The organism is Streptomyces klenkii (assembly GCF_003626645.1).
Lineage (GTDB): Bacteria > Actinomycetota > Actinomycetes > Streptomycetales > Streptomycetaceae > Streptomyces > Streptomyces klenkii.
This window is the reverse complement of sequence record NZ_RBAM01000007.1, coordinates 299,534-323,091: the sequence shown is the minus strand read 5'-3', so window position 1 is coordinate 323,091 and position 23,558 is coordinate 299,534. Positions and strand designations below refer to the sequence as shown.

General features: G+C 73.9%; 14 protein-coding genes. 7 read left to right on the top strand and 7 right to left on the bottom strand.

Features of this window, described 5'->3' with window-relative positions:
• Positions 1 to 603 (bottom strand): class F sortase, encoded by a 603-nt coding sequence (locus D7231_RS37630; RefSeq protein WP_241999790.1) that lies wholly within the window; start codon positions 601 to 603, stop codon positions 1 to 3.
• A 487-nt stretch (positions 604 to 1,090) separates the two neighbouring features.
• Positions 1,091 to 1,714: a hypothetical protein gene (locus D7231_RS19065; RefSeq protein ID WP_120756662.1), complete on the bottom strand. Its 624-nt coding sequence runs from the start codon at positions 1,712 to 1,714 to the stop codon at positions 1,091 to 1,093.
• Positions 1,715 to 2,130: 416 nt separating this feature from the next.
• Between D7231_RS19065 and D7231_RS19060 the strand changes: the two genes are divergently transcribed.
• Genes D7231_RS19060 through D7231_RS37625 form a run of 4 tightly spaced genes read left to right on the top strand, consistent with a single transcriptional unit; the run spans position 2,131 to position 10,572 of the window.
• Positions 2,131 to 4,029 (top strand): S1 family peptidase, encoded by a 1,899-nt coding sequence (locus D7231_RS19060; protein WP_120756661.1) that lies wholly within the window; start codon positions 2,131 to 2,133, stop codon positions 4,027 to 4,029.
• Positions 4,030 to 4,036: 7 nt separating this feature from the next.
• Complete coding sequence (locus D7231_RS19055; RefSeq protein ID WP_120756660.1) at positions 4,037 to 6,505, top strand: serine/threonine-protein kinase; 2,469 nt, start codon at positions 4,037 to 4,039, stop codon at positions 6,503 to 6,505.
• A gap of 15 nt (positions 6,506 to 6,520) precedes the next feature.
• A complete protein-coding gene (locus D7231_RS19050) occupies positions 6,521 to 8,194 on the top strand; it encodes a VWA domain-containing protein (RefSeq protein ID WP_241999789.1) in 1,674 nt (557 codons plus the stop codon).
• The gene (locus D7231_RS37625; RefSeq protein WP_241999788.1) at positions 8,191 to 10,572 is read left to right on the top strand and encodes an ABC transporter substrate-binding protein; all 2,382 of its coding nucleotides are present in this window, start codon (positions 8,191 to 8,193) and stop codon (positions 10,570 to 10,572) included. Before D7231_RS19050 ends, D7231_RS37625 begins: the two co-directional genes overlap by 4 nt.
• 11 nt (positions 10,573 to 10,583) lie before the next feature.
• Here the strand turns inward: D7231_RS37625 and D7231_RS19040 are convergent, their stop codons facing one another.
• Together D7231_RS19040 and D7231_RS38125 are read right to left on the bottom strand one after the other, a co-directional pair.
• On the bottom strand, positions 10,584 to 12,437 hold the full coding sequence (locus tag D7231_RS19040; protein ID WP_120756659.1) for an MFS transporter: 1,854 nt from the start codon (positions 12,435 to 12,437) through the stop codon (positions 10,584 to 10,586).
• Positions 12,438 to 12,662: 225 nt separating this feature from the next.
• Positions 12,663 to 15,479 (bottom strand): D-alanyl-D-alanine carboxypeptidase, encoded by a 2,817-nt coding sequence (locus D7231_RS38125; protein ID WP_120756658.1) that lies wholly within the window; start codon positions 15,477 to 15,479, stop codon positions 12,663 to 12,665.
• A gap of 262 nt (positions 15,480 to 15,741) precedes the next feature.
• Between D7231_RS38125 and D7231_RS19030 the strand changes: the two genes are divergently transcribed.
• The 3 genes from D7231_RS19030 to D7231_RS19020 all read left to right on the top strand — a co-directional run bounded on the left by D7231_RS19030 (position 15,742) and on the right by D7231_RS19020 (position 18,261).
• Positions 15,742 to 16,518 (top strand): GOLPH3/VPS74 family protein, encoded by a 777-nt coding sequence (locus tag D7231_RS19030; RefSeq protein WP_120756657.1) that lies wholly within the window; start codon positions 15,742 to 15,744, stop codon positions 16,516 to 16,518.
• A gap of 440 nt (positions 16,519 to 16,958) precedes the next feature.
• Positions 16,959 to 17,822, top strand: coding sequence for a helix-turn-helix domain-containing protein (locus D7231_RS19025; RefSeq protein WP_120756821.1), 864 nt, complete (start codon positions 16,959 to 16,961; stop codon positions 17,820 to 17,822).
• 235 nt (positions 17,823 to 18,057) lie between these two features.
• The gene (locus D7231_RS19020) at positions 18,058 to 18,261 is read left to right on the top strand and encodes a DUF397 domain-containing protein (protein ID WP_120756656.1); all 204 of its coding nucleotides are present in this window, start codon (positions 18,058 to 18,060) and stop codon (positions 18,259 to 18,261) included.
• Positions 18,262 to 18,506: 245 nt separating this feature from the next.
• On the opposite strand, the gene D7231_RS19015 is transcribed toward D7231_RS19020, so the two are convergent.
• From D7231_RS19015 to D7231_RS19005, 3 genes are all read right to left on the bottom strand, one after another.
• The gene (locus tag D7231_RS19015) at positions 18,507 to 19,616 is read right to left on the bottom strand and encodes an ADP-ribosylglycohydrolase family protein (protein WP_120756655.1); all 1,110 of its coding nucleotides are present in this window, start codon (positions 19,614 to 19,616) and stop codon (positions 18,507 to 18,509) included.
• 79 nt (positions 19,617 to 19,695) lie between these two features.
• Positions 19,696 to 20,838 (bottom strand): DUF8017 domain-containing protein, encoded by a 1,143-nt coding sequence (locus D7231_RS19010; RefSeq protein WP_241999809.1) that lies wholly within the window; start codon positions 20,836 to 20,838, stop codon positions 19,696 to 19,698.
• A gap of 118 nt (positions 20,839 to 20,956) precedes the next feature.
• A complete protein-coding gene (locus tag D7231_RS19005) occupies positions 20,957 to 23,551 on the bottom strand; it encodes a bifunctional FO biosynthesis protein CofGH (RefSeq protein ID WP_120756654.1) in 2,595 nt (864 codons plus the stop codon).
• Positions 23,552 to 23,558 lie beyond the last annotated feature (7 nt).

Sequence of the window (23,558 nt, the reverse complement as noted above, 5' to 3'; positions counted from 1 at the left end):
TCACCGCACGCCGGTGAGGTGGGCGTACACCACCACGTTCCCCAAGTACGCGTGGCTCTCCTCGGAGAACCCGCCCCCGCAGGTGATGAGCCGCAACTCGGCGCGCTTCGCGGGCCCGTACACCTTCTGCGAGGGGAAGTCGTCCCGGCTGTACACCTCGATCGCGTCGATGGTGAAGAGCGCCGTCCGGCCGTCCGCGCGCGCGACCTCCACGCGGTACCCCTTCTTCAGAGCGCCGAGGTTGTAGAAGACGGCGGGCCCGGTGGCGGTGTCGACGTGGCCGGCGACGACGGCGGTGCCGGTGGCGCCGGGCGCGGCGCCGGCCGCGTACCAGCCGGCGACGTTGCTCTCGTCGTCCCGCGGGCTGGAGAGGCTGCCGTCCGGGAGCAGGCCCAGGGGCTCCAGCGGCGCGTCGACGTCGATCGCCGGTATCCGCACCCGCGTGGGCACGGCGATCGGCAGCGGCGGCACGGCGCGTTCGCCGTTCGCCGGTCCGGTACGGGGCCCGGTGGCCGGGAACGCCTCGGCCGCGGAGGGCTGCGGGGGCGGGTCCTGGATGTCGGCCCCGCGCTGGATCAGCCAACTGCCCACGCACAGGGCCATGGCGATCAGGACAGCGGCGACGGCCTTGCGCCGGGAGTCACGTGCCTGGGGGGACGGCGGGCGCCGGCCGGGCCGGGCGGCACCGGCAGGGCCCGGACGGCCGGGCCGCGCGGCGCCACGCGGCCCCGGGCCGGCGGAGCGCGCGGCACCACCCCGGCGCGGGCTGCCGGAGCGGACGGCGTCGTCACCGGTGCCCGGACCGCCGGAGCGGGCCGAAGCGCCCGGCCCGCCCGAGCAAGCCGAAGCAACCGAAGCAGCCGGAGCAACCGGGCCGAACCCGGAAGGCAGGGAACCCGCGGGCGCCCGCCTGCGCGGGTTCCGCCGCATCTGCCGCGAGTTCCGCGCCTTGCGGGAGCCGCGTGCCCGCCGGCCGTCGCCGGCGTTCTGCGACTGGGACATGGATCTCCTCCACCGCGTCCGCCGCGCCCGTGGTCCCCGGACGCGGGGGCGTTCGGGGACCGGGGTGCGGAGCGGGACCGGGGGCGCGTCAGATCCGGTTGCCGTTGCTGCCGCGGCGCCGCAGGTACCAGGTGCCGCCGACCGCCGCGGTGGCCAGCACGGCCGCGCCCGCCATGAGCTCGGTCATCCCGGAGTCGTCGCTGGTGGAGCCGACACCGGTCTTCATGCCGCCCTTGGGCGGCTTGGCCGGGGTGGAGGAACCGCCGCCCGTGCCCATCGAGGGACTGTGACTGGCACCGCCCATGCCGGTCCCGCCCGTACCCCCCGTACCGGTCCCGCTCGAAGCGGACCCGCCCGAGCCCGCGGAGACGACGACGTCGCCCGTGGCCTCCTTGCCGTTGTGGCACTTGACCCCGATGCCGTACGTACCGGCCTTCGCGCTGTTGGGGACCTTGAACGTGCCGACGACGCTCTCCTTGTGCGTGCCCGGCTTGAGCTGGAACGAGGCCGGGCCGCCGACGGCGCTGGCGTCGCCCGCACCCGAACCGTTGGACCCGCAGGCGGTGGTGTTCACCGTGACCTCGGCACCGGGCTTGACGGGGTTCGGGGAGACTTCCAGCTTGCCGAAGTCCCCGGCGAGCGCGGGGGCGCTCGCCAGCCCGAGGGCGGCTATGGAAAGGGCGGTCCCGGTGAGCACTCGTGAGTTACGCATGCTTGTTCCTCCGTGAACGCGGCCGGGGCACGTGATGTGCCCACGAAGGGGAGTGGGGGGTTCCGCGCTCCTCAGAGCCGAGGGAACCGGGATCCGGGGCGCCCCGCACCCTGACAGCGCATCAGAATCGCCGGTCCGGGCCGGGCCGCGGGCCGGGGCGGGCCGGCGTATCGGCAGGTCACCGGGGGTGGCCCTGCCATCACCGGGACGGCCGCCCCGGAACGCGGCGAACGGGTGACCCCGGACCGCCGGCGGCCGCCCGGACCGGCGTCACCCGTTCGGCGGACCCGGGACGGGCGGGGCGCCCCGCCGAGCCGCACGCCGAGGGCGCGCAACCCCCGCGCGAATCACACGGAACGGTGACCCCACATTCGGAGGGGTCACTTCCGCCGGGGGCGCGCGTATGCTCTGCGCCCATGGGGGAGGAGACCGAGGTCCCCGTCAACACCGAGGTGCGCGGCGAGACTTGGCGGGTCCGCATTTCCACGACCGGCGGCGATGTCCTGGGGGCCGGCATCCTGCTGGCCGCCGACGCCGTGCTGACCTGCGCCCACGTCATCCCCGCCGACCCCGTCGACGCCACGGGCCCCCGCGGCCCCCGCGACCTCGACGGCCGCACCGCGCCCGGCACGGAGGTGCTCGTCGAGCTGGTCGGCGTGCCCGGCGCGCGCCCCGTGCCGGCCCGGGTGGCCGACGGCTGCTGGGTGCCCGAGCTGGCCGACTCCCGGGGCGACGTCGCCCTCCTCACCCTGGCCGAGCCGCAGGACGCCCGCCACGCCGCCCCGCTGCACCGGGTCGCGCCCACGCACGGCCGGTCCGTGTGGATGTGCGGCTTCCCCAGCACGCGCGAGCTCCAGGACGGGGTCTGGTTCCGGGCCACCCTCGCCGGGCCGGCCGGGCCGCGCGGCGAGTGGGTGCAGATGTTCCCCCTGACCCCGGAGGAGACGGTGCGGCCGGGCTTCAGCGGCGCCGCCGTGACCGACGTGGAGACGCACCGCGTCCTCGGCATGGTCGTCAGCCGCTACGACGACCGCTCCTCGGCCGCCCCCGCGAGCGGCCGGCTCCACCTGTCGTACATGATCCCCATCGAGACCGTCGTCCGGCACCTGCCGGTCATCGACCGCTACGTGAGCGGCGGCCGCGGCAACGGCCTGCCGTCGGTGCCGCGGGGCGCCGCCCGCGACCGCGAGTTCGCCCGCTGGCTGGCCCGCTGGTTCGCCGCCGCGGAGGGCACCCGGCAGGTGGAGGCGATCGTCATCAAGAAGGGCGAGGCGGTGCGGGCGGCGACGCTCAGCCGGGCCGTCGCCCTCGCGGACCGCGAACTGCCCGCGGACGCACCGCTGCCCGCCCCGCGCAGGGCTCCCCTCCCCGTGGGCATACGCCCGCCCTCCCCCGCCGGCTCACCATCGCCCGCGGGCCCTGCCGCCGCGCCCCGCAACGGCACCGCACGCCGCCCCCCGGCCCCGTACGAGCCCCCCGGCTCCGAGGAGCCGGACGACGGCCTCCTGCCGCCCGTCGGCAGCGTCGACCTCGCCCTCGACGTCTCCGGGGAGACCGTCGCCGGGGTCGCCGGGCGCGTCGCCGACCGGCTCGGGCTGAGCCCCGCCGGGGACGACGGCTCGGCGGTCGGCCTGCTCGGCGGCGCCGGAGCCGTGCCGCTGACGATCGTCGCGGAGGGCGTCGACTACGCGGCGGACCCCCTCGCGCTGGTCGAGTTCACCGACCTCCTCGCCGCCCGGGGCGCCCGCCTGCTCCTCGTCTTCCGCAACCCCGAATCGCAGAGCCTGGAGCTGGCGCTGAGGATGGCTGACCCCGGCAAGAACGAGATCGCCGCCCGGCTCGACCGGGTGCGCGACCGCATCGACCACATCGCGCGCCGCGAGCGCACCGCCCACGACCGCACCGCCCTGATCGCCCCGGTCCGGCCCGTGCCGCAGCGCGCCGCCGCCCTGCGCCTGGACCTCACCGCGCTGCGCCGCCACCCGGATCCGGGCGGCGCGCGCTTCCTCGCCGACCTCCGCGCCTTCGAGAGCACCGTGGAGTCCGAGCTGCTGCGCGTCGAGGAGGTCATCGGCCTGGCCGAGACGCAGATCGCCCGGCGCAACGAACTGCGCGGCCGGCTGGAGGCCTTCTTCGCACTGCTCGCCGCCCGCAGCCTGGAGGAGGAGCGGGCCGCCGCGCCGCTCTACCGCGCCGCGCACAACCTCCTGCACGGGGCGCCCTGCGAGCTCGCCGAGGCCGAACGCGCCGTCGAGCGCTTCGCCGAAGCCGTACGCCACCACACCCACCGACCGCGAGGGGGCGACGCCCCGTGAACGCCCCGTGAACCCCCCGGCCGGCCCTCCCGGCGGACACCCGCCCGGCCCACCGCGCCGCCCCCCGCCCGGCTCCCCCTGCCCCCGGCCCGGCTGCGACGGCCGCGTCGAGACCACCGGCTTCTGCTCCACGCGCGGCCACCGCGTACAGCCGCTGGAGCCCGGCGGAAACGGCGGCGGCCCCGGCCCGGGCCCCGGCGGCATCCCGCCCGTGCCCGAGAGCCCGCCCACCGCGGGCGCCCGCAGACGCGCCGAGACCGCCCAGCTGTTCACCGTGGGCCCCGCGGGCGACGGCCTGCTCGACCTGCCCGTCATCGCCACGCCCTCCCCCGAGGCCCTGGTCGTCACGGACCCGCGGGTCCCGGTGGGCGGCAAGACCTGCGGCCACGAAGGGTGCACCGCCGTCGTCGGCAGGTCGTACGCCGGGCAGCCCGCCCTGCCGATCGGCTTCTGCGACCGCTGCGGCCACCCGTACGACTTCACGCCGCGCCTGGCCCCCGGCGACCTGGCCGGCGGGCAGTACCGCGTGGTGGGCTGCGTGGCCAACGGCGGCCTCGGCTGGGTCTACCTCGCCCACGACATGCGGCTCGACGGCAACCCCGTGGCCCTCAAGGGCCTGATCAACGACCGCGATCCCGTCGCCCTGCAACGCGAGGCCGAGGAGCTGCGCGTCCTCATCGGCTCCGACCACCCGGACATCGTCCGCGTCATCAACTTCGTCTCCCACAAGGACACCACAAGCGGCAACGGCAATGGGAACGGGAAAGGCGCCGGCAGCCACACCCGTTACATCGTCATGGAGTTCGTCCGCGGCATGCACCTCTCCCAGGTGCGCGACCGCATCACCCGCGGCGAGGGCCCCTTCGGCGAGGACCGCGTCTTCGAATACGTCCTCTCCTACGGCTGCCGCATCCTCGACGCCCTGGAGAGCCTGCACCGCAAGAACCTCGTCTACTGCGACCTCAAGCCCAACAACGTCATGCACTACGCGGACCGCATCAAGCTCATCGACCTCGGCGCCGTCCGCGACCTGAACGACCGCACCGGATACGTCCTCGGCGCCCGCGGCTTCACCGCCCCCGAGGTCGTCCGCAGGGGCGTCGAGGGGCTGTCCGTCCGCTCGGACCTCTTCAGCCTCGGCGTCACGCTGCGCACCCTCTCCGAGGGCTGCCGCAAGCAGCCTCCCGGCCTGGGCGCCGAGTCCTACGCGCGGGTCCTCGCCCGTGCCACCGCCGACGACCCGCTGGAACGGTTCGGCTCCGCCCGCGAGATGGCCGAGCAACTGCGCGGCGTCCTGCGCGAGATCCGCTCCCTGCGCACCCGTACCGAGACCCCCGAGCCGTCCACGCTCTTCGCCGCCACGGCCACCCTCCTCGACGCCTCGCTCGGGCGCGTGCCGCCCCTGGAGCGCTGGCTGGCCGGCGAGCGGCGGCCGCTGCTCGACCCCGGCCTGCCCGAGCCCGGCCGCGTGCCGCACCACCTGCCCGTGCCGTACCCCGACCCGGCCGACCCGGCCGCCGCGCTGCTGGCCCAGCCCACCACGAGCGGCCCCCGGCGGCTCATCCAGCAGTTGTACGCGTCGGGGCGGGAGACGATCGAGATCTGCTTCCGGCAGCTGCGCGCCCACCTCGAACTGGGCGAGCTCGACGCCGCGCACGAGCGGCTGACGACCGCCCGCGCGCTCCTCGACCGCCCGGTCCCGTACGAGCTCGCCGGCGGCCCGGCCCGGTACGACTGGCGGATCTCCTGGCACGAGGGCCTGCTGTCCCTCGCCCGGGGCGAAACGCCCGAGGCGCGGGCCTGGTTCGAGCTCGTCTACGCCGCCCTGCCCGGGGAGTACGCGCCGAAGCTGGCCCTCGGCTACTGCGCCGAGAAGGCCGGTGCCCCGGCCGACGCCGAGCGCTACTACGACGCCGTGTGGCAGCGCAGCCGGACGCAGGGCAGCGCCGTCTTCGGGCTCGCCCGGCTGCGGCTGGCCGCGGGCGACCGCACCGACGCGGTCGGCCTCCTCGGCAGCCTGCCGGAGGTGTCCCGGCACTACGACGCGGCCCAGATCGCCTGCGTCCGCATCCTCGCCGGCCGGCTGGAGGCCGACGACGGGCCCCGACTCCCGGAGCGCTACGACCTCGCCGCCGCCTTCGGCCGCCTCCCCCGGCTCTATCTGGACGAGGGGCACGAGGCCGGGCCGGCCCGCGACCGGCTGGAGGCCGAGGCCCTCGAAGTGGCCCTGGAGCGCGTGGCGATACGGACCGGGGCGGCGGCTCCGGCGGGCGGCCGCCCCGACGGCTCTCCGAACGGCTCTCCGAGCCGCGGCCCGGACGGCAGCTCGGACGGCCGCCCGGACGGCGAGGAGTTCACCCTGCGCACCCGCCTGGAGGCGAAGCTGCGCCGGCTCGCCCGCCAGGCCCCCACCCCGGGCGGCCTGGCCGCCCTGGTCGACCTGGCCAACAGCGTCCGCCCCAAGACCCGCTTCTGACCCCGGGGGAAACGAATGGACCGCAGCAATGGGCCCGAGGCCGTACACCGGGACGGCGACGGGCCCGGGGCCGTACGACACCGGGACGACGGGACGGCGGCCCCCGAGGACCGCGCCCCGACGGCGGCGCTGCCCGCCCTGACCGCCGAGCTGGGCCAGAACAAGTACTTGGCGGCGGGTTCCGGCACCGTGCCGGCCCACGCCGTCCTCACCGTCGAGGCCCACGGCCTGGCCGGGCTCACCACCCACGCCTCCTCCGCCGAGGTCGTCGTCATCGACTGCTCCGGCTCCATGAGCTGGCCCAGCACGAAGATCTCGGCGGCCCGGAAGGCCGCGGCCGCCGCCATCGGCGTCCTGCGCGACGGCACCCGCTTCGCCCTCGTCGAGGGCACCGACAAGGCCCGCGTCGTCTATCCGGCGGCGGGCCGGATGGCCGTGGCGGGCCCGGACACCCGGGCCGACGCCGCCCGCACCGCGCACACGCTCGTCGCCGCGGGCGGCACCGCCATCGCCTCCTGGCTCGCCTGCGCCCGCGACCTCCTGACCGCCGACGGCCAGGACCACCCCATCCGGCACGCCCTCCTGCTGACCGACGGCAGGAACGAGCACGACCGGCCCGACGAGCTGGAGCGCGTCCTCGCGGACTGCGCCGGGAAGTTCACCTGCGACGCGCGCGGCATCGGCGACCAGTGGGCCGCCACCGAGCTGCGGCAGATCGCCGGCCGGCTGCACGGCATCGCGGACGCCGTCGAGCACGACTCCGACCTGGAGGCGGAGTTCCGGCGGATGATGCGCAAGGCCATGGACAAGTCGCTGCCGGGCATCCGGATCCGCGTCCGGCTGCGCGTCGGCAGCGAGCTCGCCTTCTTCAAGCAGGTGTTCCCCACCGAGCTGGACCTGACCCAGGAGGGCCTGCGGACCGGGGAGCGCACCTGGGAGTTCCCGACCGGCGCGTGGGGCGACGAGTCCCGCGACTACCACCTGTGCGTCAGCGCCGACCCCACCGGCGACCCGCTGGGGGAGGACATGCAGCTGGCGTCCCTGGCGCTGGTGGCCGAGGGAGCGGGCGACCACCCCGCCGAGACGGTCATCTCCGTGCCCAGGCCCGTGCCTCTCCTCGTCCACTGGACGGACGACCCCGTGCTGTCCACCCGCATCGATCCGCGCGTCGCCCGCTACAGCGGCTACGCCGACCTGGGCCGGGCCGTCAACGCCGGCTGCGAGGCGTTCGAGGCCGGGCGCCTCGCGGCGGCGGAGGAGGAGTGGGGGCGGGCGGTGCGGCTCGCCCACGACCTCGGCGACGAGAAGATGCTGCGGCGGCTCCGGCGGCTGGTGGAGGTGCTGGACGCCGGCGAGGGGCGGGTCCGGCTGCGCGACGAGATCACGGCGGGCGACCTCAACTCGGCGTGGGTCGTGTCCAACCACAGCACGCAGACCCGCAGGTCCGCAGTGGCGCCGAAGGGCGCCCGCCCGCCGCACGAGCCCGGCCCGCCGCCGGCCGCCGTGCCGGCGCAGCAGCAGCGCGGCCGGCAGAAGAGGGCCGACGTCGAGTGCCCCGTCTGCCACCGCGTCTCCCCCGGCACGGCGCGGATCTGCACCCGCTGCGGGACCGCCCTCCCCACCGCGAACGGCCCCGCGCCGGAGCGGCATGACCGGCCGGAACAGGAGCCCCCGGAGCCGGCCGCATGACCGCCCCCACGACCGCCACGGCCGACCCGAACAGACCGGATGAACCGAACGGACCGAACGGGCCGGGCAGCCCGAACGGCTCTGCCGGCCCCGCAGGCGCCGGGCCCCGGCACGGCACCCGTCCCCGGCTCATACGCCGCCTGGCCGTGCTGCTGACGGCCACGGTGCTCACCTGCGGGATGCTGCTGGCGGTCTCCTACGCGGTGAGCCGGGCCGCGGACGAGGTGCCCGGCCGGACGGTCCCGGCCATGGGCTACGTGGACGCGGCGAAGAAGGACCTGAGCGCGTCGCTGAACGCCGCGAGGGCCGCCCTGCGCAGCCCCTCCGCCGCGGACGAGGGCGCCGGCGAGGACTACCGCGCGAAGGTCAACGCCGCGTCCAGGAGCCTGGAGCGGGCGGTCGCCACCACCGTCGCGGGCAGCGGGGGCCGCAGCGACCTGGACACCGCCGCCGGCCAGATCTCCTCGTACGACTACCTCGTCGGGCAGGCCGCCCGCAGCCACGCCGATACCAGGCTCCGCGACGCCTACCTGCGGTACGCGGAGAGCACGCTGAACCGCGCCGGGAGCGGCGTCATCTCCCGGCTCGACGCCGTCCAGCGCGAGCAGGCCGACGTGCTCGACAGGCAGACCTCGCCCAGCGGGCTGCTGCGGCTCGGCTGGGGCGTGGCCGTCGTGCTGTGGGCCGCGCTGGCCTGGCTGCTCGTCGCCACCCAGCTCTTCCTGCGCCGCCATTTCCGCCGCCGCTTCAACGGCCCGCTCGCGGGCGCCACGCTGCTGCTGGCGGGGCTCGTGCCGCTGCTCCTGCCCGCCACCCTGCGGCTCCAGCAGGACCTCGACCGGGCGCACGACGCGGCCCGCCGGGGGATCGACGGCCTGAAGCCGGTGAGCGACAGCATGGCGGCCACGCACTGGCTGACCACCGTCCCCGCCTGGATCCCCCTGGCCGCGGTCGTCATCGCCGCGCTGGTCGTGCTCGGGCTCCAGCCCCGCATCGAGGAGTACCGCTTCGCGCGGATCCCGCAGCACACCGGCCGCCGGATCCGCTCCTTCGAGGCCGTGACCGTCGTCCTCGTGCTGTGGATGGCACTGCTGTCGATCGTCGGCACCGGCGACGTGCGCACCGAGCACCGCGGCCGGATCAGCGTCCTCGCCTCGTGGACCGACGCCGAGGAAGCGCGCTTCCGCAAGGTGCTGAACGCATACGCAGCGAAGTATCACGTCAATGTTGACTACCAGGGCACGACGGCCCTGCGCGAGGTGCTGCTCTCCCGGCTGAACGCGGGCAACCCGCCGGACATCGCGATCCTGCCCAGCCTCGGCGAGGTCGGCACGTACGTCGGCTCGGCCTCTCCGCCGCGGGAGCTCACTCCCGTCCTTAAGGACGCACTGAACGCGTACGGCCCGCTGTGGGCGCCGCGGTTCGGCGGGAAGGTCTACGCCGTGGCGGTCAAGGCCGACCTCAAGAGCATCGTCTGGTACGACCCCGCCCGCCCGCAGAGCCCCCGCACGACGGCGGCCCGGGGCGGCGGCCAGTGGTGCGCGGGCATGGGCGGCGACGCCACGTCCGGCTGGCCGGGCACCGACTGGATCGAGGACATCCTGCTCCAGCAGAGCGGCACGGAGGCGTACGAGAAGTGGGCCCGGGGCGAGCTGCCGTGGACGGAAGGCGCCGTGCCCAGGGCCTGGGAAGCGTTCGGGGGCGTCTTCACCAGGGAACCGGCGGCGGCCGCCCTGGAGAACGACTGGGGGCAGAAGCTCTTCGCGCCGCAGTCGCGGCAGTGCTCCTTGCAGCACCAGGCGTCGTTCGCCCGCACCGCCGACTACACCCGGCGCGCCGCCTTCGCGCCCACGCGCGAGGTGCTGCCCGGCATCGCCCGCGGCCCCGCCGCGACCGAGGTGTCGGCGGACTTCGCGACGCTGTTCGCGAGGAAGGGCGAGCAGGCCGGGGCGGCCGAGGACCTGATGCGGTTCCTCACCACGGAGGAGGGGCAGAAGGCGTGGGCCGAGGTGCCCGAGGAGGAGAAGAGCCGGAAGGTCACCACCAACCCCGGCCGGCCCTTCTTCGTCACGCCCGGCGCGCCCCGCCCCGACCCCGGCACCGAGCGGGTCAACGCCGCCGTCAGCAAGGCGCTCGGCGGCCCGCAGCCCAAGTGCCTGGACGCCTCGGACGCGATGCCGCTGCGGATGCGGTTCGCCTTCCAGCACGGAGTGCTGGACTACCTCAGCGACCCCGGCCCGGAGAAGCAGCGGCAGGTGCTGGCCTATCTGGAAGACGTGCGGGAGGAGCTGAAGAGCGCCCCGGCGGTCCCGGGGGGCGCGGAGACCTCCGGGGTCCCGGGGATCCCGGGGGTCTCCCCGCCGCACATCTGCCGGTGACTTCCGGCGGGCTACCTCGCCAGGTCGTCCGGGCAGCCCGTCCCGCGCGGAAGTTTGTAGCGCGCCACGATGTGGTACGTGCCCGGCTTCGGCGCGCGCAGGAGCGTCCAGTCGTCCTCCGGCCGGTCCTCGCGGGCCTCCTGGACCTCCTTGGACAGGCAGCCGTTGACGTTGACCGGCGGCTCGCCGTGCGGCCCCTTCTTCGGCGGCTGGACGTCCTTGCCGTTCTCGTCGACCAGGCCGAGCCACGGCGAGTACGGAATGCGGATGAGGACCGGCCCGGCCTTGTTCACGGTGACCGTCATGCCCTCGGCGTCCGTGCGCTCCACGACCGCGGGCGGGTCGGCGAGGGGGGTCGGCGACTCCACCTCGTACAGCCGCCAGTTCTCGTCCGACCACACCTCGCGCAGGTACGGCTGGCCCTTGACGACGAGCTTGGCCTCCTCGACGGCCGCGGGGTCCGGCTCGCCGGTGGGCAGCACCACGTAGTGGACGGCCCAGCGGTCGAGCCAGGCGCGGTAGCTGGAGGAGGTGAGCAGGCCCGGCTGGTAGAAGAGCGGGTTGCGCTCGCGGTCGGCCTGCCGGTTCCAGCCGCGGGCGAGGTTGACGTACGGGGTGAGGGCCGAGGACTCGCGGTGGCTGCGGGCCGGCACGACCTCGACGCGGCCGCGCGCCGCCTCGGCCTGCTGGAGCCGGTGCACCAGCGGCGCGAGCTCGCGCGCCCAGGCCGCGGCGGGCGTCGTGTGCATGATGTCGCCGATGGAGACGGCGAGCTGCCAGATCGTGCAGGTGGCGAGGGCGGCGACCAGCGCCGTCCAGCGCAGGCCGCTCTTCAGCAGCTCGGCCGGGCGCGGCACCTTCAGCTCCGGCAGCGCGGCGACGAGCAGCGTCCCGCCGAAGATCATGCCGAGCCGGGAGACGTTGGTGCCGATCTGGGAGGGGATCAGCCAGACCAGCAGGACGGCCAGGACGTAGAGCCCCGACGCCATCCGGACGGTGCGCCACTCCTTGGGGACGAACAGCACTCCGAAGAGCCCGCTGAGCAGCGGCAGGATCGTCGACGCGAAGGCCATCGGCTGCTGGCCCGAGAACGGGAACAGCCACGCCGAGAGGCCCACCACGACGACCGGGGTGACGCCCAGCGCGTACGCGGCGGGGCGGCGCTTGCCCAGCCACAGGGCGGCCGCGACGAAGCCCACGAACAGGCCGGCGACCGGGCTCGACGCCGTCGCCAGCGCGGACGCCAGCGCGGCGAGGCCGGCGCGGCCCCAGCGGTACTTGCCCTCCGAGCGCCAGCGCATGGGCCACGCGAAGATCACGGCGACGGCCGCCAGGCCGAACATCGTGCCCAGTCCGAACGTGACCCGGCCGGAGATCGCGTTGCAGGTCAGCGCGAAGGTGCCGTAGAGGGCGGGGACGAGCGGCCGGCGCACGACCCGGCTGCGCACCAGCAGCAGGGCGATCAGCCCGGCGGAGAGCGTGCCCGCGATCATCATCGTGGTGCGGACGCCGATGCTGGCCATCAGGTACGGCGAGATCACGCTGTACGAGACGGGGTGCATGCCGCCGTACCAGGCGAGGTTGTACGCCGAGGCGGGGTGCTGGCCCACGAACTCCGCCCAGGCGTCCTGGGCCGCCAGGTCGCCGCCGCTGTTCGCGAACACGCACACCCAGAGCACGTGCGCCACGGCGGCGACGGCGAGCGTCGTCAGCACGGGGCGGCGGGCCAGGGCGCGGCCGGCGCGGGTCAGGCGCTCGCGGAAGGCGGGGGCGGGGGGCTGCGGTATCCCGGAGGGGGCGCGCCCGTCCTGCCGGCCGCCCGGCTCGTCCGGCTTGTCGGCCCGTGCCGGGCCCACGGTGATCACTGCGTCTCTCCCCGTCTTTCCCCCGAGGTCTTCCCCCATCGTCACGCTGTCCGGGCCCTACGGGAATCTGCACGGTGTGAAACCGTGCGCAAACCCTCGCGACGCTAGCACGCCGCGAGGGCCGGGCAGGGGCGGCGGGCGCCGCCCCTGCCCTCGCCGGCCGGTGCGAGCCGGCCGGCTGGGGTCGGCCGAGGCTGGCCGGCCGGGGCCGTCAGCCAAGGCGGGTCAGCCGAGGCGGGTCAGCTTCGAACCGAAGCCCGGCTCGGCCAGCTCCTTCTTCAGCGCCACCGGCACCCGGACCTGGCCCGGGCCGCTGCCCACGGTCAGTATGCCGACCTCGGTGCCGGACTTCGCCGTGTGCGGCAGCTTGTGGCCGGCGTCGTTGAGCGCCAGGTCGACGCTCAGACCCGCCCAGCCGACCGCGGTGACGTCCTTGGTCGCCACGACCGGGGTACGGCCGCCCAGGCCGTCGTCCACGGCGCCCACGACGTCGCCCTTCTTGACGACCGTCTTCGCCTCCAGCGCCTTCTTCGCGGACTCGATCGCGTCCTTCGTCGCCGCGACCACCGAGTCGATGATCGGCGTCTTGTGCTGCGCCAGTACCGCGCCGATGATCAGCTGCGTCGTGCCGCCGATCTTCTTCTCCGCGGCGAAGAGCAGGTTGCCACCGGCCGCGGTGGTCGTGCCCGTCTTGATGCCGGTGCCGTACAGCGGCACGATCGGGTTGAAGTTCTTCTGCTTCTCGCCGTTGCTGTCGATGTACTCCGTCAGCCCCGAGATCTCCTTGAAGACCGGGTCCGCCATGGCCTTCTTGCCCAGCTTGACCAGGTCCTTCGCGGTGCTTTTCGTCGTCGCGTCGAAGCCGCTCGGGTCGGTGAAGTGCGTGTTCACCATGCCGAGCTCCTTGGCGGTGTCGTTCATCTTCTTGACGAACGCGTCCTCGGAACCGGCGTCCCAGCGGGCCAGCAGCTTGGCGATGTTGTTCGCCGACGGCAGCATCAGCGCTTCCAGGGCCTCGTACTCCGAGAGCTGCTGGTTCTCGGTCACCCGGACCAGGGACTCGCCCTCGGGCTTGCCCTTCTGGTAGTCGCTCACCGCCTTGGCGTCGACCGTCATCAGCGCGCCCTTCTTGTCACCCTTCTTCATCGGGTGGTCGCGAAGGGTGATGTACGCGGTCATCACCTTGGTGACGCTCGCGATCGGGACGGGCTTCTCCTCGCCGAACTCGCCCAGGCTGCCGAGGCCGTCCACCTCGACGTACGCCTGGCCGGACGCCGGCCACGTCATCTGCGCCTTGTCGCCGTCGAACTTGAACGCCTTGTTCGCCGTGAGGACCAGCTTCGGCTCCGGCAGCGGCCGGAACGCCTGCACCACGCAGAAGATGATCGCCAGCAGGACCACGAGCGGGGTCCAGATCTTGACCCGGCGCAGGACCGTGCGGACGGGCGTCTCCGGCGGCGGAGGCGTGTTCGTCAGCTGCGCGAGGAGATCGAGCGGCGCGGCGGGGCCGCCCGCCTGCTGGGGGGACGCCGGGTCCGCCGGGTCCTTGGGCGGAGTGACGGTGACGGGGATGGCGGGCTTGGCGGGGGTACCGCTCGCCTTGGGGGCGGGCGGGGCCGCCTTGACGGGAGGCTTGGCCGGGGCGGCCTTCTTGGCAGGGGCGGCCGGGGCCTCGTCGGACTTCAGCGGTACGAACTGGCTGGTCCGCTCGGAGTCGGAGTCCTCGCGGGGCGCGGCCTTGGCGGCACCGGCCTTGGCCTTGGACTCGGCGTCGGGCTTGGCCTCGGCCTTGGACGCGGCCTCGGGCTTGGCCTTGGGCTCGGGCGCCTTGGGGGCCTTGATCAGCGCGGTCGGCTGATCGTCGGAGGAGGGCTTGTCCGCCTCGTCGGCCTTGGGCCGGATCGCACCGAAGACGGCGGTGGCCTGATCGGCGGGAGCGGCGGAAGCGGCCGGCTTGTCCTTGCCGGAGGCGGGCGCCTTGCCCTCACCGGAGGCCGGAGCCTTGCCGTTGCCGGAAGCCGCACCAGAACCGGCGGCGTCGCCGTCCTTCGGCCGGACCGTACGGAACACGGCGGTGGCCTGGTCGCCGGCCGCGGCGGGCTTGCTGTCGCCGGAGGCGGAGTCGGAGTCCTTGCCGTCGCCGGAGGCCGGAGCCTTGCTATCGGCGGAGGCCGGAGCCTTGCCGTTGCCGGACGGGGAGCCGTTCGCGGCCCCGTCGGCAGCAGCGGTCTTGCCGGCCTCGCCGTTCTTCGGGCGAACCGTACGGAACACAGCGGTGGCCTGGTCGCCGGCCGCGGCGGACTTGCTGTCGCCGGAAGCGGAGTCCTTGCCCTTGTCCTTGCCGTCGCCGGAGGCCGGAGCCTTGCTATCGGCGGAGGCCGGAGCCTTGCCGTCGGCCTTGGGGCGCGCAGCGTCCGAGGACGCCTCGCTCTTGCCGCTGCCGGAGGGCTCGTCCTTCGCAGGCTTCTCAGCCTTCGGGGCCTCGGCGTCGCCGGCGTCGTCGCCGGCCGACGCGGCGCCCTTCGGCCGGAGCGCGCCGAAAACGGCCGTGGCACGGTCCTCGGAGGCCGGGGCCTTGCCGTTGCCGGACGGCGCACCGTTCACGGGCCGGTCCGCGGCAGCGGGCTCGTCGTCCTTGCCGGACGGGCTGCCGTTCACGGGCTCGTCGCCCGTCCCCGTGGCCTTCGGGCGCGCGGCCGCGCCGGACGTCTTCGCAGACGAATCGGGCTCACCCGCGTCGTCCCCGTCCTCGTCCGTTCCGGCCACCCACGCCGCCACCGCGGCCTTCAGCCGCGCGTCGCCGCCGGCCGTACGGCCCGTGGGACCCGAGTCGGCCTTTGCGATCGCATCGGCCTCAGCGGGCGCCGCGGACACTTCCTTACGGCCGCCTTCGGCGGCATCCGCGGCATCGGCGGCATCCGCTTTCCCGGACGGCTTTCCGGAGGATTCCCGGAAAACCCCGAGACGCGGGTCGTGCTCGCCGCGCGTCGTCTCCCCCGACGACTTCCGCTGCTCCGACTTGCCGGGGGACTCGCCCGCCACCGATGCCTCCTCGAATTCCCACGCGATACGCCACCGCGGGGTGCACCGCACCCCGCAGCCCGAACCTTCTCAAACGCTTACCAGTGTCCTGTGTCGTAGCCCCGGCACCGCGCAACCGCACCGCCAGAAGGGATCGACCGGCCTCACCGTCGTGCTAGACGAGACGACATACCTACCGGTTCCCACCCGAAGCCACCACGCACTCTCGACAGACCAATGTGAGAGGGGTCACCCTGTCAGTCATCCACGCGGGGAGGCATGGATGGGCAGGAGCCGCAGAACAATTCCGGAGGAGCTTCTGCTGCTCGCTTTGGACCCGGCCACGGGAACCACGGCGCAGCCGCAGTCGCTCGACCTGGGTCTCGCCGGGGCGCAGCTAGTGGAGCTGGCTCTGGCTGGACGGATAGCCCCAGACGGGGATCGTATCGCCGTGGTGATGCCGCGGCCGACAGGAGATCCGACGCTGGACTCCGCGCTCGAACTGCTGCGCCGCCGCGGCAGTCCGGTCCGGGCGGTCCACTGGATCGGCGGGCCCCGGCTGGGGCTGCGCCAGACGTATCTCACGCATCTGGAGCGGTGCGGCATGGTGCATGCCGTGGCGGGCCAGATGTGCGGGGTGCTGCCGACGACGCGCTATCAGGCGACGGACACCGCGATCAGCCGGGAGATCAGGGCCCGGCTGGACAGCGCGATCCGCACCGGCGTCCCGCCGGACCCGCGGACCGCGGCGCTCGCCGCCCTGGCCCACGCGGTGGGTCTCGGCAAGCACCTCTACCCGGGCAACGAGGGGCGGTCCTCCCGCTCCCGGCTGCGGGATCTGATCCGGCACGACCCGATGGGCGGCCTCGTGGCGCACGCCGTGATGGACGTGCAGAACGGCGTCGCGGCGCAGCCGCGGCGGGCCCCGGCGGCGGCCGGTTCCGGCACGGGCGGCCACGGCGGCGGATCCGGGCGGCGGACGTCCGTCCGCGGCGGAGCGGCGGCCGGTCAGCAGGCGTCCCAAGGGGCGCCCGTGATGGCCCGCGCCGGCGCTTCGTAAGGGCCCGCAGATGCCCTTGTGGAACAGCGCGACGCACGACGGCACGTTTGCGTGACACTCAGGCAGGACCGCACGACGGCGCGGCGCACGACTGCACACGGCAGGACTGCGCGCAGTACGGCCGCGCTCGGCACCACAGCGCACCGCGCACCATCCGCATCACCCTCAGAGCTCGACCGACCGCAGAGCATTTCCCCCGGCCCGGTTCGGGAGCCGCGATATCGCGCGGGGTGGTGGTCCGGCCGCCCGGGACGGCGGTCCGGTCCACCACCCCGCGCACTTGCACGGGACGATGCACGGTCCGTTGCGGCCGGCCCCGGCAAACCGTTCACCGCAGGCGGACTCTGTGTGGCATTTTCCAGCGCCGCCCCGGCATGTGGTGGCAGGCTGCGAGGTCAGGAGCAGGAGACAGCAGCATGACGGAGCCGGAGGTGCGTCCCGTGGCGTCCAGTGTCAATCCCACCGTTAGGCGGCGCCGCTTGGGGCAGGAGCTGCGCAAGCTCCGCGAGCTCAAGGGCATGACCGCCGAGGAGGTGGCCGAGCGGTTGCTCGTCTCGCAGTCGAAGATCAGCCGGCTGGAGAACGGCCGCCGCAGCATCAGCCAGCGCGATGTGCGCGATCTCTGCGGGGTGTACGGGGTCGAGGACCACCGGATTGTCGATTCACTGATGCAGATGGCCAAGGAGTCGCGCCAGCAGGGCTGGTGGCACGCCTTCGGCGACATTCCCTACAGCGTCTACATCGGCCTGGAAACGGACGCGGCCTCACTGCGCGTGTACGAGGCATCTCTCGTACCGGGTCTGCTCCAGACGCCCAATTACGCGAGCGCCGTGACCGAGGGTTCCTGGCCCGAGGCGACGACGGCCGACATCGAGCGCCGCGTGCAGGTGCGGATGCGCAGGCAGGAGCGGATCACCGATCCGGAGAATCCGCTGCGGCTTTGGGCGGTCATCGACGAGTCGGCGCTGCGCCGGATCGTGGGCAACCGCGAGATCATGGCGGAACAGATGCGGCAGCTCGTGCAGTTCAGCCTGGAACCGCACATCACGGTGCAGGTGCTGCCTTATGACGTCGGCGCGCACCCGGGTATGTACGGGAAGTTCTCCATCCTGGAGTTCAACGACCCGCAGGACGCGAGCACGGTCTATCTGGAGGGGATCACCAGCGATCTCTACCTGGAGAAGCCGAACGATGTGCAGACCTACAGCGTGATGTATGAACATTTGCGAATGCAGGCCCTCAACGCGGAGCACTCCCGGCAGTTCATCGACCGGGTCGCGGAGGAGTGGGCGGCGGAGCTCTGAGCGGTGCCTGAGGGGTGCCCGAGCGGCACCTGAGGGGTGTCCTGGTCGGCGGCGCCGCACCGTACACCCTCTGCCAGTCACCCGGGAAGGGCGTTCCCGAATATGCCATCCGGTCGAGTGAATGGGCCGTTCATCAGGTGATGTTGGCGCGTAACGTCGGTCGCACCTCGGGAAACCGGCGTTCCGACCGGTGTTTCTGATCAAGGCACATACTCACCAAGGCATGGGAGCAATCATGGCCATCCAGCAGGGAAACACCACGTGGCGCAAGTCCTCGTACTCGCTGGCCAACGGCGACTGCGTGGAGGTCGCCTCCCCCCTCCCCCAGTCCATCGCGGTCCGTGACTCCAAGGACCCTCAGGGGCCGATTCTCGGTTTCGCGCCGGCCACCTGGTCCGCGTTTGTGACGACCGTTTCCCGTCGCGCATACGACTTCTGACGAGACCAGTCGATACGGCGTCTTCATCCCCTTCAGTAGCACCCCAAGAACCCCCTCGGCCGGTCCGTCGTCCCGGCCGAGGGGGTTCTGGCATGTGTGCGGGCGCGTGGCGCGTACGAACGGGTACGGGGCGGGTACGAGTTGGTACAGGCGCACACGACCGTACGGGTTGTGCGATCGCAACCATCTCCACGCCCAAGTCCTGCTACCTCGTGGGGACTCCCGCTACGTCGCAGGGACTCCCCCTACGTCGTGGGGTAGCGCTCCGTCCACGCCGTGGAGACCACGCCCGGGCCGTGCAGTTGTGCGCCCTGGGTGAGCTCCATGGCGAAGTCGTCGGCGAGTTCGGCGATCTCGGCCCGCCCTTCCAGCTCGGCCAGCAGGTCCGCCGGCAGCGCGGTCTCGCCGTGCAGCGCGCCCAGCAGGTTGCCGCAGAGCGAACCGGTGGAGTCGGAGTCGCCGCTGTGGTTGACGGCGAGCAGCAGCCCGTGCCGGATGTCCTCGGCAACCAGCGCGCAGTACACGCCCATGGCGAGGGCCTCCTCGGCCACCCAGCCCTGCCCGAGCGCTTCGAGCCGCTCGGCCGACGGCGCGCCCTGGCGTACGGCGTCGAGCGCCTGGTGCAGCGCCGCCGTGGTCTCCTCGTTCCCGGACCACCCCGCCAGCAGGCCGAGCGCCTGGTGCACGGAGCCCTCCAGGGTCCCGCCGCGGGCGACGCCGTGCACGATGGCCGCGAAGGCGGCCGCCGCCAGGACGCCCGAGGGGTGGCCGTGGGTCTGGGCGGCGCACTCGGCGGCGAGGTGGAAGACCTGCGCCGGCTCCCGGTCGACCAGCAGGCCGAACGGCGCCGACCGCATCACCGTGCCGCAGCCCTTGGACTCCGGGTTCCTAGGCGCGGCGAGGGTGCCCATCCGGTCGTCCGCCAGCCCGGACAGGCAGGCGTTGCCGGGCGCCCGCTGCGAGTAGAGCCACTCCTGGCGGCCGAGCCGGCCGAGGGAGGGGTCGCGCAGATCAGGGCCCTGGTAGCGCTGGGTGGCCCGCCAGCGCAGGTACGCGCGATGCACGTCCGCGGGCGCCTGCCAGGCGCCCGCGTCACGCCGAATCTCCGCGCGGATCAGGCCGTCGACGGTGAACAGCGTCATCTGCGTGTCGTCGGTGACCGCGCCGCGCCGCCCGTAGGCCGGTACGTAGTCGCGGACGCCGGCGGGCCCGTGCGCCTCGCGGATCGCGTGGAGCGAGTGGAACTCGATGCCCGCGCCGAGCGCGTCACCGATCGCCCCGCCGAGCAGGCAGCCGCGGACCCGGGCGCGGAAGTCCTGCTGCTGCGCCCGGCTCCACAGTGCGGTGGTGGTCATGGTCGGACCGGCCCCTTTTCTCTGTTTCCCCGGATGTTCCGGTTTCCCCGGATTTCCAGGATTTCCCGGACCCCCCGGCTCAGCCCTTGAGCGGACGGACGGTCTTCATGATCTCGTCGATCCGGGACTCCGGCAGCGCGCCGGAGACGCCCTGGTCGGCGTACATGATCCAGCTGCTGAACTCGCCGCTGGGGAGCTTCCACACGATGCTCTTGACGATGGCGGTGGGCGGCACGCACGGGCTCGGGCGGTTGAGGACCTTGACCTTGGCGGTCGCGGTCCAGCCGTCGATGCCGTTCTGCTTCCAGGGCTTGGCCTGGCTGACCTCGATCTTGGGCTTGTTGCCCAGGCCGCCGTACGCGAAGACGCCCCAGTTGCCCGCCCAGTTGCGGGCGTTGTCCTGGATGCTCAGGGACGCGTCGCCGCCGGCCGTGCCGACGGTCGCGAGCTGGCCCTTGCCCGCCTCGCCGATGGCGTTGGGGTTGGCGGACGAAGCGCAGCCGCCCTCGCTGTAGTTGGCGGTGTCGCGCATCGAGATCTGCGGCTTACCGGAGGCGTCGGTGTACGCGAGCATCGTGTCCTGCGGGAAGACCTTCCACTTCTCCCCCGCGGCGGGCACGTCGTACTGGAGCTTGTGCTCCTTGCTGCTCTGCGTCTGCCAGCCGGCGGGCGGGGCGGCGGGGGCACCGGCGGCGTCCGGGCCGGACTGCTTCGGCTGCTCCTGCTGCTTTCCCGGCGCCGGGGCGCCGGAGGCCTGCGACGCGCCGCCCGCCTTGTCGTCCTTCTTGCCGTCGTCCCCGCCCTTGAGGAGGAAGAACGCGCCGCCGCCGATGACGGCGAGGGCCACGACGCCGCCGACGACGGCGAGCAGCGTCTTGTTCTTCCCGCCGCCACCGCCACCGCCGCTCGGCGGTACGGGAGCGGGCGCGGGGGCCGGTGCGGGCGCCGTCCAGCCGCCCGGCGGCGGAGGCGGCGGGGGCACGGCCCCGGCGCCACCGGGGTGGGGCGGCTGCACGGCGGGCTGGGCGAAGACGGTCGCCTGGGCGTGGGCGCCGCCGTTCGGCGCCGGAGCGGGCGGCGGCTGCACCGCGGGCTGAGCGAAGACCGTGGGCTGGGCGTGCACCGCGCCGGGCGGCGGCGCCACGGCCGGCTGGTCGACGGCCGTGGCCTCCGGGGGCTGCTGCGGCAGGTGGGGCTGCTGAGGGTTCTGAGGCCAAGACATGCGGGCCACCCTAGACGCCGCGACGTCGCCGTCTTGTCGAGGCATCTCGACAAGACGGCAACATCCGGAACGCCCCGTTGACCGGAGAACCCCGCCCCGCCCCACCCCGCAACGGCCGCTAGTCCTCCAACACCGGCAGCAGCTCGGGCAGATGCCCGTCCGAGGCCAGCGCCGCCGCCTGCCGCTCCTCCGGGACCTCCCCGTACAGCGTCGTCCGCGCCCGCGCCGGCCGCCCGGCCGCCTCCGCGATCGCGACCAGGTCCCGGACCGACCGGTACGACCCGTACGAGGAGCCCGCCATCCGGGAGATGGTCTCCTCCATCAGCGTCCCGCCCAGGTCGTTCGCGCCGGAGCGGAGCATCTCCGCCGCCCCCTCCGCGCCCAGTTTGACCCAGCTCGTCTGGATGTTGGTGATGTGCGGGTGGAGCAGCAGGCGGGCCATCGCCGTGACCGCCCGGTTGTCGCGCATGGTCGGCCCGGGGCGCGAGATGCCCGCGAGGTACACGGGCGCGTTGGTGTGGATGAACGGCAGCGTGACGAACTCCGTGAAGCCGCCCGTCTCCCGCTGGATCTCGACGAGCCGCCGGAAGTGCCCGAGCCAGTGCCGCGGCTGGTCCACGTGCCCGTACATCATCGTGGACGAGGACCGGATCCCCAGCTCGTGGGCGGTCCTGACGACCTCGATCCACGTGGCGGCGGGCAGCTTGCCCTTGGTGAGGACCCAGCGGACCTCGTCGTCGAGGATCTCCGCGGCCGTGCCGGGGATGGTGTCCAGCCCGGCCTCCTTCGCCGCGGCCAGCCACTCCCGTACGGACATGCCCGTACGGGTCGCGCCGTTGACGATCTCCATCGGCGAGAACGCGTGCACGTGCATGCCCGGCACCCGCTCCTTCACGGCCCGCGCGATGTCGAAGTAGGCCGTGCCGGGCAGGTCGGGGTGGATGCCGCCCTGCATGCAGACCTCGACCGCGCCGACGTCCCACGCCTGGGCGGCCCGGTCGGCGACCTGCTCCAGGGACAGGGTGTACGCATCGGCGTCGGTGCGCCGCTGGGCGAAGGCGCAGAAGCGGCAGCCGGTGTAGCAGACGTTGGTGAAGTTGATGTTCCGCGTGACGATGTACGTGACGTCGTCGCCGGTCACGTCCCGCCGCAGGTCGTCGGCGACGCGGCAGAGCGCGTCGAGCGCGGGCCCGTCGGCGTGGAGGAGGGCGAGGGCCTGGGGGTCGGTGAGCCGGGTGGGGTCGTCGGCGGCCTGCCGCAGCGCCTCGCGCACGTCCGCGTCGATCCGCTCGGGCACCATGCCCGGCGCGGCGGCCTCGCGCAGCGCCTCCCAGTCGCCGTAGACGTCGTCGAAGTCGTCGCGGCGGTCGGCGGTGCGGCCCTCGGTGTCGATGGCCCGGTGCAGCTCGGTGCGGCCGGAGGGGACGAAGACGTCCTCCGGCTCCTGCCAGGGCAGGCCCTTGACCTCGGCGCGCTCGTTCGCCAGCCCGGTGTCCGGGTCGGCCAGGGCGCGCACGTGCGGCAGCACGCGCGGGTCGAGCCAGGGTTCGCCGCGCTGCACGAACTCGGGGTAGACGGCGAGTCGTTCCTGCAACCGGAAGCCGGCCGCGGCGGACTGCGCGGCCAGCTCGTCGATCTGCGGCCAGGGGCGCTCGGGGTTGACGTGGTCGGGAGTGACGGGCGAGACGCCGCCCCAGTCGTCGATGCCCGCGCCGATGAGGCGGGCGTACTCGCCGGCCACCAGGTTCGGCGGCGCCTGGAGGCACGCGGCGGGGCCCATGATGTGCCGGGCGACGGCGACGGTGGCGACGAGGTCGTCCAGCTCGGCGTCCGGCATGCCGCGCATCGCCGTGTCCGGCTTGGCGCGGAAGTTCTGCATGATCAGTTCCTGGATGCCGTGGTAGGCCCGGGAGACGCGGCGCAGCGCGAACAGCGACTCGGCGCGCTCCTCGTACGTCTCCCCGATGCCGATCAGCAGGCCGCTGGTGAACGGCACGGAGCTGCGCCCGGCGTCCTCCAGGACGCGCAGCCGGACGGCGGGTTCCTTGTCCGGGGAGCCGTGGTGCGGGCCGCCGGGCTCGCTCCACAGCCGCTCGGCCGTGGTCTCCAGCATCATGCCCATCGACGCGGAGACGGGCTTGAGCCGCTGGAAGTCGGTCCAGCTCATGGCGCCCGGGTTGAGGTGCGGGAGCAGGCCGGTCTCCTCCAGGATGCGGATGGAGACGGCGCGCACGTAGGCGATGGTGTCGTCGTAGCCGTGCGCGTCCAGCCACTCGCGGGCCTCGGGCCAGCGGTCCTCGGGCTTGTCGCCGAGGGTGATCAGGGCTTCCTTGCAGCCGAGTTCGGCGCCGCGGCGGGCGATGGCCAGGACCTCGTCCGGGGACATGAACATGCCTTCGCCCGCGCGGCGCAGCTTGCCGGGGACGGTGACGAAGGTGCAGTAGTGGCATTTGTCGCGGCAGAGGCGGGTGAGGGGGATGAAGACGCTCTTCGAGTACGTGATGACGCCGGGGCGCCCGGCGGCTTCCAGTCCCGCGTCGCGCACCCGCGCGGCGGACGCGCACAGGTCCTCCAGGTCCGCGCCACGGGCCTGGAGGAGCACGGCGGACTCGGCGACGTCCAGCGCCACGCCGTCCCGGGCGCGTTTGAGCGCGCGACGCATGGCGTTGGCGGTCGGTGCGGGTCCCTGCGGGGGCTGCGGGGTGGAAGTCATTGTCCGA